Source organism: Arthrobacter sp. UCD-GKA (assembly GCF_001863355.1).
Lineage (GTDB): Bacteria > Actinomycetota > Actinomycetes > Actinomycetales > Micrococcaceae > Paeniglutamicibacter.
In genome coordinates, this window is record NZ_MOLR01000013.1 from 157,661 (window position 1) to 167,599 (window position 9,939).

At 69.5% G+C, this 9,939-nt stretch carries 7 protein-coding genes and 1 pseudogene; 5 read left to right on the forward strand and 3 right to left on the reverse strand.

Features of this window, described 5'->3' with window-relative positions:
- Window positions 1–64: 64 nt before the first annotated feature.
- Entirely contained in the window at window positions 65–1,384 is a 1,320-nt protein-coding gene (locus BLJ79_RS19300; protein ID WP_071216397.1) for a sugar ABC transporter substrate-binding protein, read from the reverse strand.
- A 280-nt stretch (window positions 1,385–1,664) separates the two neighbouring features.
- Here BLJ79_RS19300 and BLJ79_RS19305 point away from each other — a divergent pair, with 280 nt between their 5' ends.
- The 3 genes from BLJ79_RS19305 to BLJ79_RS19315 are packed head-to-tail and all read left to right on the forward strand — an operon-like array spanning window position 1,665 to window position 6,297.
- On the forward strand, window positions 1,665–3,419 hold the full coding sequence (locus BLJ79_RS19305; RefSeq protein WP_071216418.1) for a glycoside hydrolase family 13 protein: 1,755 nt from the start codon (window positions 1,665–1,667) through the stop codon (window positions 3,417–3,419).
- A gap of 52 nt (window positions 3,420–3,471) precedes the next feature.
- Complete coding sequence (locus BLJ79_RS19310) at window positions 3,472–4,491, forward strand: LacI family DNA-binding transcriptional regulator (protein WP_071216398.1); 1,020 nt, start codon at window positions 3,472–3,474, stop codon at window positions 4,489–4,491.
- A gap of 51 nt (window positions 4,492–4,542) precedes the next feature.
- Complete coding sequence (locus tag BLJ79_RS19315; protein ID WP_071216399.1) at window positions 4,543–6,297, forward strand: glycoside hydrolase family 13 protein; 1,755 nt, start codon at window positions 4,543–4,545, stop codon at window positions 6,295–6,297.
- Here BLJ79_RS19315 and BLJ79_RS19320 read toward each other — a convergent pair.
- A complete protein-coding gene (locus BLJ79_RS19320) occupies window positions 6,294–7,328 on the reverse strand; it encodes a FecCD family ABC transporter permease (RefSeq protein WP_071216400.1) in 1,035 nt (344 codons plus the stop codon). The two genes, BLJ79_RS19315 and BLJ79_RS19320, sit on opposite strands and share 4 nt — an antisense overlap.
- Window positions 7,325–8,437 carry an iron chelate uptake ABC transporter family permease subunit gene (locus tag BLJ79_RS19325; RefSeq protein ID WP_071216401.1) on the reverse strand — a complete coding sequence of 371 codons (1,113 nt, stop codon included), beginning with the start codon at window positions 8,435–8,437 and terminating at the stop codon, window positions 7,325–7,327. The genes BLJ79_RS19320 and BLJ79_RS19325 overlap by 4 nt, the downstream gene beginning before the upstream one ends.
- A gap of 103 nt (window positions 8,438–8,540) precedes the next feature.
- Between BLJ79_RS19325 and BLJ79_RS19330 the strand changes: the two genes are divergently transcribed.
- Together BLJ79_RS19330 and BLJ79_RS23095 are read left to right on the forward strand one after the other, a co-directional pair.
- Window positions 8,541–9,575, forward strand: a complete 1,035-nt coding sequence (locus tag BLJ79_RS19330) for an ABC transporter substrate-binding protein (RefSeq protein WP_502686114.1) — start codon at window positions 8,541–8,543, stop codon at window positions 9,573–9,575.
- A gap of 189 nt (window positions 9,576–9,764) precedes the next feature.
- Window positions 9,765–9,939: pseudogene (locus BLJ79_RS23095) on the forward strand (IS1380 family transposase); the annotation flags it as partial.

Sequence of the window (9,939 nt, forward strand, 5' to 3'; positions counted from 1 at the left end):
CGCCGGGCCCGGTGCGCGGCTGTCGCGCACCGGGCCCGGCGGGAACCGGTGGTGTTGCGTGCGGCTACTTGCTGCCGGCGATCTTCTTTTCGATGTTGGCTGCCATCTTCGTCCAGGCTGCCGCCGGGTCCGCTTCCTTGCCCTTGATGAGGTTCAGCTCGGTGCCGCCCCAGTCGGCCCAGACGGCGTCCATGGCCGGAACCGCCGGCATCGGCACGCCGTTGGCGCCGATCTCGCCGAAGGCCTTGACGACCGGGTCGCTGGAGGCCTTCTCGAAGGAGGCGGTCAGCGCCGGCGGGCGTCCGCCGACCTTGAACAGTTCGTCCTGGGCCTCGGGCTGGCTGAGGTAGTTGACCACGAACTCGTTGGCGGCCAGGGCGTTGGTGGACTTGGCGGAGATGAAGAAGCCGTTCACGCCGATGAAGGGCTGGGCGGGCTTGTCCCCGGCGGTGGGCAGCGGGTCGACGGCGAACTTGATGCCCTTGGCGGCGATGTCCGGGACGTTCCACGGGCCGGTGAGGAAGTACGGGGATTCCCCGGCCAGGAACTTCTCCTTGGCGATGTCGCCGGTGATGTTGGAGTTCAGGACCTTGGAGCCCTTGTCGCCCAGGTCGGAGAGCAGCTGTGCGAACTCCTTTCCGCCCTCGTTGCCCAGGGTCAGCTGGCTGGCGTCGTAGCTGCCGTCGGCGTTTTGCGCAAAGACCGGGGCCCCCATGGAGGTCTGCAGCGGGTAGAGGTGGTACGGGTCGGCCTGCTTGGGATCGAGCCCGACCAGGAACGGGAACTTGGCGTCCCCGGCGGCCACGGCCTTCTTGCCCTCGGCGAGGACCTCGTCCAACGTGGTCTTGGCCTCGGGGGCGAGCTTGGTGTTGCGGATCAGGGCAACGTTCTCGATGGAGTACGGTACCGCGTAGGTCTGGCCGTCGTAGGTCACGGCCTTGATGGAGCTCTCGGCGAAGTCCTTGGCCTTGTCGCCGAGCTGCACCGGGGCCACGACGCCGTTCTGCACGAGCTTGCCCAGCCAGTCATGCGGGCCAACCAGCACGTCCGGGCCCTTGCCGGTGGGCGCCTGGGTGATGAAATCGTCGCGGACCGCGGCGAAGTCCTTGACGACGAGCTTGACGTCGATGCCCTTCTCCGCCTTGAACTTGGCAACGATGTCCTTCAGGGCCGGCGAGCGTTCGGCATCGACCCACATGGTCAGGCTGGTGCCGGTGGCCGGGGCGCTGGTCGCGGCGGCGGGGGAGGCCGCCGGGCTCGAGCTGGCCGCCGGGGTGCCGGAGCCTCCGCAGGCGGTGAGCGCCAGGGCGGAGAGCGCCCCGACGGCGCCCAGGGTGAAGGTGCGTCGCGTCAGGCGTGCACCGGGGGTCTTGTTTCCCGTCATGATGGTTCCTCTTTCGAGTGTTGGGCGCCCGGTGGAACGTTCGGCGCAGGTGGCGTGAGATTTAGTGTAAACGCTTCCACTCGTGTCGTCCAGATCACAATTCCGGACACCGCCCCGCCCGACCCGCTGGGGCGTCGGTGAACCAGCTTGTTTACTGGGTTTTTTGGCTCGCGGTGCGCAATCGGTAACTTTTCGGCAACGGTCCGATCGTTCCTTGCTTGCCCAGAGGTCGAATGGAAACGCTTCCATTCTTGGCTCCTGAGCCGTTATGCTGGAGCGCATGTCACAGACCGAAGAGCTCCCCGCGATCCCCCAGCCCGCCGCCCCGGCCCGGTTCGAGGAGGCCACCCATGCACCTTCGGGCGGCACGCAGTGGTGGCGCCGCTCGGTCATTTACCAGATCTACCCACGTTCCTTCCGCGACACCACGGGCAACGGGATCGGCGACCTGCGCGGCATCACCACCGAACTGCACCACGTCGCATCCCTGGGCGTGGACGCCGTCTGGCTCTCCCCGTTCTTTGCCTCCCCGCAGAAGGACGCCGGCTACGACGTCTCCGACTACCGCGCCGTCGACCCGCTCTTCGGGACGCTGGAGGACTTCGACGAGCTCATCGCCGAGGCCAACCGGCTCGAGGTCAAGATCCTGGTCGACATCGTGCCCAACCACTGCTCGGACCAACATGCCCTGTTCCGCGAAGCCCTGGCCTCCCCCGCCGGCTCGGCGGCCCGGGACATCTTCATCTTCCGCGACGGACTCGGGGAGGAGGGCCGGTTGCCTCCCAACAACTGGCAGTCCCACTTCGGCGGCTCCGCCTGGACCCGCGTCACCGAACCCGACGGCAGCGAAGGCCAGTACTACCTGCACCTCTTCGATTCCTCCCAGCCCGACTTCAACTGGGACAACCCGGCGGTGGGCGACGAATTCGAATCGGTCCTGCGCTTCTGGCTGGACCGCGGCGCGGGCGGGTTCCGCGTGGACGTCGCCCACGCCCTGGTCAAGGCGGCCGGGTTGCCCGACTGGCATGGCCGGGCCGACGGCGCCGACACCCCCGGCCACCCGTTCGCCGACGCACCGATGTTCGGCCAGCCCGCCGTGCACGAGGTCTTCCGCCGCTGGCGGGCGATCTGCGACCAATACCCCGGCGAGCGCGTGCTGTGCGCCGAGGCCAACGTCCATCCGATCGAGGCCATGGCCGACTGGGTGCGCCCGGATGAGATGCACCAGTCGTTCAACTTCCCCTTCCTGCACACCGACTGGGATGCGGGCGCACTCAAGGCCATCATCACCCGTTCACTGCAGGCCTTCGACGCGGTCGGGGCGCCGAGCACCTGGGTGCTGTCCAACCACGATGTGCCCCGCCATGCGACCCGGCTCGGCGCGCCCACCCCGGCGGTGCGCCCGGGCGACGGCCTGGGCCCGGAGGATATGCAGCCCGATCCGGTGCTCGGATTGGCGCGGGCGCGTGCCGCGACGCTGTTCATGCTGGGGCTGCCCGGGGGTGCATACCTCTACCAGGGCGAGGAACTGGGCCTGGGCGACCACACCGAACTCCCCCACGAATACCGCCAGGACCCCACCTATGCGCGCACCAACGGCGAGCGCCTGGGCCGCGACGGCTGCCGGGTCCCGCTGCCCTGGAACGATTCGACCCGATCGCTGGGCTTCAGCGCCGCCGACACCGGATGGCTGCCGCAGCCCGCGGGCTGGGAATCGCTGACCCGGCAGGCCCAGGAATCCGATCCGGATTCCACGCTGAACCTCTACCGCAAGGCGCTGGCGCTGCGCGGATCCCACGACCTGGGGCTGGGCAACCTAAACTGGCTTGAAGACACCGCCGGCGGGCGGCTGCTGGGCTTCGGGAACTCCGGGGTGCTGGTGCTGCTGAACCTGGGCCCGGTCCCCGTTGTGGTGCCGGCCGGGGAAGTGCTGCTGGCCAGCTCGTCCACGGCGCTCGGGGCTGCGCCGGCCGGCGGCGGCTCCCTGGTGCTGAACCCGGATGCGGCCCTCTGGCTGCGCCCGGGCACCGCCTAGCACCGCGCACTCCGGCCGTCACCCGCTACCCAGGACAAGGAAGCCGAACAACATGGCAAGCATCAAGGACGTCGCACTTCGTGCCGGGGTCTCGGTCGCCACGGTCTCCCGTGCCCTGTCCGGGAAGGGGAAGGTCTCGGCTGCCTCCCGGGAGTCCGTCGCGAAGGCGGCCAAGGAACTGGGCTACGTGCTGTCCTACAACGCCTCCTCGCTGGCCTCGGGGCGCAGCCGCAACATCGGCATCGTGGTGCCCACCATCTCGCGCTGGTACTTCGCCAACGTGCTGCAGGGCGCCACGCAGGAACTCAACGAACGCGGTTACGACCTGACCCTGTACAACACCAGCGGGGAGCAGCGGCACCGCGACGCGGTCTTCCAGGACCTGTTGATGCGCCAGCGCCTGGACGCGGTCATCACCGTGACCCTCAAGCTCACCGCACCGGAGCTGCACCAGCTGCGCGCGGTCGGCAAGCCGCTGGTGGCCCTGGGCGGATTGCTTCCCGAGGTGTCGACCATCCGCGTGGACGACTTCAACATCGCCTCCCTGGCCACCGAGCACCTGGTGTCCCTGGGACACACGGACATCGCCTTCCTGGGCGGCGCCGACGTGTTCAACGTGGACTTCAAGCTTCCCGGCGCGCGCCTGGACGGGTTCGAATACGCCCTGGACCAGGCGGAGATCACCGTGAACCCGCAGTGGCTGCTGGACGCTGACTTCACCACCGCCGGGGCCTACCAAAAGGTCCGCAGCCTGCTGTCCAACCCGCGCGGGCGGCCCACCGCGCTGCTCTGCGCCTCGGACGAGATGGCCTTCGGCGCCCTCATGGCGGCCCGTGACCTGGGATTGTCGCTGCCCGGGGACTTCTCGGTCATCGGGATCGACGGGCACGAGCTGGGGGAACTGTACGGGTTGACCACCATCGCCCAGCACCCCGCCGCACAGGGCGAGGCGGCGGTGGCCCGCATCATGGGGCTGCTCGGCGAGGGCGGCTCCGGCGAGCCGCAGGCCGACGAATTCTTCCCCACCGAGTTCGTGCTGCGCACCTCCACCGCGCCCCCGGCCGGCCGGTAACGCACCGCCGGCGCCCCACCGATTCCACCGCCGAATGGATAGGCTGGAACCATGTCGCTACCCGTGGACGCCGCCAGCGCGTCGGATGCCCAGAACGAAGCCCTTCCTCCCTATGCGCTGCAGCCGGTGCTGCACGAACCATCGGCGGGCGAGCTGTGGTGGCGCCGTGCGGTGATCTACCAGGTCTACCCGCGCTCCTTCAAGGACTCCACCGGGTCCGGCATGGGCGACCTGGCCGGGATCACCGCCGAGCTGCCCAAGATCGCCACCCTGGGCGTGGACGCCATCTGGCTCTCCCCCTTCTTCCCCTCCCCGCAAAGGGACGCCGGCTACGACGTGTCCGACTACCGGGGAGTCGACCCGCTCTTCGGCACCATGGAGGATGCCAAGACCCTGATCAGTGCCGCCAAGTCCTTCGGCATCCGCATCATCATCGACATCGTCCCCAACCACTGTTCCAACGAGCACGCCTTGTTCGCCGCGGCCCTGGCCGCCGGTCCCGGCTCCCCGGAGCGGGCCATGTTCCACTTTGCCGACGGGCGCGGCGAGGGAGGGAACACCCCGCCGAACAACTGGTCTTCGCTCTTCGGCGGCTCCGGCTGGAAGCGGGTCACCGAGGCCGACGGCACGCCGGGCCAGTACTACTTCCACCTCTTCGACGCGACCCAGCCCGACTTCAACTGGCGCAACCCCGCGGTGCAGGAAGAGTTCGAGCAAACCCTGCGCTTCTGGCTGGACGCCGGGGCAGGGGGTTTCCGGATCGACGTCGCCCACGCGATGTTCAAGAAGGACGGGCTGCCCGACTGGGGCGGGGCCCCGGACGGCACCCCGAGGCCCGGATTCCCCTTCGCCGACGCGCCCATGTTCGGGCAGCCCGAGCTGCACCGGGTCTTCGCCCGCTGGCGGGAGATCTGCGAGCAGTACCCCGGGGAGCCGGTGCTCTGCTCGGAGGCCAACGTGCGCCCGCTGACCCGCCTGGCCGACTGGGTGGCCCCGGGCCAGATGCACCAGTCCTTCAACTTCGATTTCCTGCGCACCCTGTGGGACCGCGACGCCCTGGCCGAGGTCATCGGCGACTCGCTGGCCGCCTTCGACGCCGTGGATGCGCCGACCACCTGGGTGCTGTCCAACCACGACGTCTCCCGCCATGCCACCCGCTTCGGATACGACGGCCGCGCCATGGACCTGGGTGACGGGATCGGCCCGCGCGACCCGCAGCCCGACGCCGTGCTTGGCCGGACCCGGGCGCGTGCCGCGACGGTCTTCATGCTCGGGCTGCCCGGGGGCGCCTACCTGTACCAGGGCGAGGAACTGGGGCTGGGCGACCACACCACGCTGGAAGACGCCTACCGCCAGGACCCCACCTTCCTGCGCAGCCACGGGCAGCGCATCGGCCGCGACGGCTGCCGCGTGCCGATCCCCTGGGTGCACGACGCCCCGGCCTGCGGGTTCTCCCCCACCGGGAACTCCTGGCTGCCGCAGCCGGAAGGCTGGGCCGGGTTCTCCCGCGACCTGCAGGAGGACGACCCGGATTCCACGCTGAACCTGTACCGCCGGGCCCTGGCGCTGCGCAGCGAGCTGGATCTGGGGCTCGGATCGCTGGCCTTCTACGCGAACCCGCAGCTGCCCGGGGTGCTGGCCATCCGCAACGGATCCACCATCAACGTGCTGAACCTCTCCGGGTCCCCGGTGCCACTGCCCGCGGGCGAGCCGCTGCTCTTTTCAGCCGCCGACGGGCCCGCGCTGGCCGCGACGGGCCTGCTGGGCGCCAACGCCGCGGCCTGGCTGCGCGCCACCGCGGGCTAGGTCCGCTTGGCGGCACGTCCCTCGCGGGCCAGCAGCCAGATCAGGTAGATCCCGCCGACGCTCACGGTCACCACGCCCACCGGCAGCTGCACCGGGGCGAAGAGCCGCTGGGCCACCAGGTCGCTGGCGGCCAGCAGCAGCGCACCCATGCAGGCGGCCGGTGCCAGGCGCATGCCAGCGGCGCGGTTCAGCCGCTTGGCCAGTTGCGGGGCCACCAGCGCCACAAAGGCGATGGGCCCGGCAACCGCGGTGGTGGCGGCGGTCAGCAGCACGGCCAGCACCACCATCGCCAGGCGTGCCGGTTCCACGCGCACGCCCAGCGCGGTGGCTGTGTCGTCCCCCATCTCCAGCATGTTCAGCGTCGTCCCGCCGGCCAGGACCAGTCCCAGGACCGGGACGATGGCGATCAGCGCCGGGACGAGCACCGGCCAGCCGACCCCGTTGAGGGTTCCTGCTCCCCACACCGCCGCGGCCATGGCCACCTCGATCTCCGCGCGCAGCACCAGCCACTGGTTCAGGGCCGCGAGCATCGCCGAGATGCCGATGCCCACCAGGATCAGCCGGAAGCCGTGGGAGCCGCTCCGCCAGGCCAGGAAGTACACCGCCAGGGCGGTGAGCAGGCCCCCGGCGAGCGCACCGAGCGAGATGGCCAGGAAGCTGCCGCCGGCCAGGGTCAGTGCCAGCAGCGCCCCGGTGTAGGCGCCGGTGGAAAAGCCGATGATGTCCGGGGAGCCCAGCGGGTTGCGGGTCAGCGACTGGAACACCGCGCCGGCCACGCCCAGTGCGGCGCCGAAGGCCAGTGCGGCCACGGCACGCGGGGCACGCCACTGGAACACGATGGTGCCCTCCAGCCCCTCCCCTCCGCCGAGGATGACGTTGAGGACCTTTCCCGGGCCCATGGGGTAGTCGCCGCTGCCGATGGCCAGCAGGGCGAAGAGCACGGCCAATCCCGAGAGCAGCAGGCACAGCGCGGTCTCGCGGCCCAGGCGCCTGGCCCGGGCGGCCGCCGGGGCTTGGGGCCCGGCGCTCATACGGCGACCGGCTTCTTGCGGCGGGCCAGCAGGACCAGCACCGGGGCGCCCACGAACGCGCAGACCACCCCGGCCTCGAGTTCCCCGGGGATGACGACCCGGCCCAGCACGTCGGCCAGCAGCAGGATGATCGGGGCGAGCACCGCGGTGTAGGCCAGCATCCAGCGGGCGTCGGGCCCGGAAAAGCGGCGGGCCAGGTGCGGGGCCATCAAGCCCAGGAAGCTGATCGCGCCCACCGCCGCGGTGGCAGCACCTGCCAGCACCGTGACGGCCAGCAAGATCAGCACGCGGGCCCGTCCCACCCTGTAGCCCAGGGCCAGGGCGGTGTCGTCCCCCAGCGCCAGTGCGTTGAGCGAGCGGCCTGCGAGGCCGGCCAGCACCACGCCCGCCATCACCGCAATTCCCAGCGGGGCCAGCACGTCCGCGGAGCGGCCCKCCAGGGAGCCGATGGTCCAGGCCCGCAGCTGGTCGAAGGCCGAGGGGTGCACCAGGGCCAGGGCCGTGCCGATCCCGGAGAGCACCGCCCCCAGGGCCACCCCGGCCAGCACCAGCCGCACCGGGTCGCTGGAACGGGCCCCGGCCATGCCCACCAGGTACACGGCGCCGGTGGCCAACACCGCCCCGCCGAAGGCGAACCAGACGTAGCCGTTGAACCCGTTGATCCCGAAGGTGCCCACGGCAATGACAATCGCCAGCGAGGCACCGGCGTTCACGCCCAGGATCCCCGGCTCGGCCAGGGCGTTTCGGGTCATGGATTGGACCAGCGCCCCGGCGATGCCCAGCGCGCTTCCGGCCAGGACGCCCAGGACGGCGCGCGGGAGGCGGGAGTCGCGGATGATGGCGTGGTCGGCGGAACCGTCGGGGTCCAGCAGGGCCTGCCACACCGCGGCCAGTTCGATGTGCTTGGAACCCACGGCCAGGGAGAAGAACGCCAGCAGCACCAGCAACAATGCGAAACACAGCAAAACGCCCGTGCGACGCGCAAGCGCGCCCGGAATCTTCGCGGGCAGCAGCGGTTCCATGGTCGCCGTCGAACGGCCACAGGCTGCTTTTTCGGCGCTGGCTGGGGCGTTTTCGGGGTTCACCGCAGCGGGGGTGGGACTGGCCACGCATCGTCTCCTTAGCTTCGAACCGTTCAACACTACCGCGTCGACGTCCCCCTCGGACAACACCGCTTAGGCACGGGCAACATCAATAGGATACGTTTGCGTAGTGAAATTGATTTCTTCTAGCCTTCGGCCCCGTTTCGGCGCCGCCAAGGCAGCAGCCGCCCTGTTCCTGATCGCCCTGACCGCGGGCTGCGCAGCCGGAGGCTCCACCGACACCGCACCGGGCAACTCCGATGTCGCCGTCGGCGGGGAGCGCTTCTCCACCGCGGACGAGGCCACCGCCAAGTTCGGCGCCAATGCGGCCCCGGGCGTCTTCCCGCGCACGCTGACCCATGCCAACGGCACCACCGAGATCGCCAAGAAGCCCGAGCGCGTCGTGGTGCTGGACACCGGCGAACTCGACGCCGTGCTGTCCTTGGGGCTCACGCCGGTCGGCATCCCCTCCACCGAGGGCGCCAACTCGATCCCCAGCTACCTGGCCGACGCGGTCAAGGACGCCAAGACCGTGGGCACCATCCAGGAACTGAACCTGGAGGCCGTCGCGGCCCTGAAGCCGGACTTGATCATCGGCTCGCAACTGCGCGCCGACAAGCTCTACCCGCAGCTTTCGCAGATCGCCCCGACCGTCTTCTCGATCCGCCCGGGCTTCCCGTGGAAGGAAAACTTCCGGCTGGCCGCCGCCGCGCTCGGTGAGGAGACCAAGGCCGTCGAGGTGCTCAATGCCTACCAGGACAAGGCCACGGCGTTGAACAAGGACGTTGAGGGCGATCCGAAGATCTCCCTGCTGCGCTTCATGCCCGAGAAGATCCGGCTGTACGGCAATGCCTCGCTGATCGGCGTCATCCTGGACGACGCAGGGTTCTCCCGCCCGGCCAACCAGGACATCGAGGACCTCGCCAAGGAGATTTCCGCCGAGAACCTGGCCGAGGCCGATTCGGACTGGATCTTCTACACTTCCTACGGCACCCCGGAAGCCACCGGCGAGAAGGCCGCGCTCGAGGGCCCGATCTGGGACAAGCTCGAGGCCGTCAAGGCCGGGAACGTGCAGCGGGTGAACGACGACGTCTGGTTCCTGGGCCTGGGCCCGACTGGTGCCTCGATCGTGCTCGACGACCTGCGCGGCTACCTGGTGAAGTAGCTTCGCACCTCCTGACTGATTCCTGCTTCGCGTGGGGCCCGGCCGATGCCGGGCCCCACAGCCAATTAACCCAGCGGTTTCATGAGGTAGGAAGTCATTAACCGTCTTTAACGAGGAAAAGGTGACCTGAACTGGGAAAATGGAAGTGTCTAAGCCTCATATCCACCAGTTGAAAGGGTCACCTTTTCAGTGCTCAATTCTACCGCAGTTTTCCCTGTCATTCCGGCATCCCTGACTGCCCAGGCACTGGTGTCCCACGCAGGGCTGGGAATGCTGGCCGGCTTCCTCAACGCCTTGGGCTTCCGGAAGCTATGTGAGGACCGCTTTTCCCAGTTTGTTCCCGCCCTGGCCGGGCACCGACCCG